Origin of the sequence: Streptococcus penaeicida (assembly GCF_002887775.1) — a bacterium.
Lineage (GTDB): Bacteria > Bacillota > Bacilli > Lactobacillales > Streptococcaceae > Streptococcus > Streptococcus penaeicida.
Genome location: NZ_LOCM01000048.1, coordinates 1 through 445, shown reverse-complemented (window position 1 = coordinate 445; position 445 = coordinate 1). Strand labels below are relative to the sequence as shown.

The following is a 445-nucleotide window of genomic DNA, read 5'->3' as shown; positions in this document are numbered from 1 at the left end:
ATGAGAACGTTAAGAAATCTGTATGAAAATAGGAAATTGACGATGTGTGCTTGCACACAAGGAGATTTATCTTTTTCACTAATGATTTTAGTTCGAATACAATTAAGCTTCACGTAATAGAATAGTACCACCACTAATAATGAAACAACCAGTTTATTAGTCGGGGCCTTAGCTCAGCTGGGAGAGCGCCTGCTTTGCACGCAGGAGGTCAGCGGTTCGATCCCGCTAGGTCCATTATCTAGGATACAAAGAGATGTTCGGCTAGCGAAATTTCTGTAGAAAATTAGGAATCTGACACCGTGTGCTTGCACACAAGGAAGATTATCTATTTTCCTAAGAAATTAATCTCGTGTTCAACTAGATAAATGATATTTGAATACGAACCTAAACTTACTAGAAATAAGTCAAAACCATCTCGTGTCTAAGGACACATCACTGGTTTGTT

The 445-nt window shown here is 38.4% G+C and carries 1 tRNA gene; it reads left to right on the top strand.

What is annotated here, in order from left to right:
• Window positions 1–162: 162 nt before the first annotated feature.
• Window positions 163–234 (top strand) — tRNA-Ala (locus AT575_RS10135).
• Window positions 235–445 lie beyond the last annotated feature (211 nt).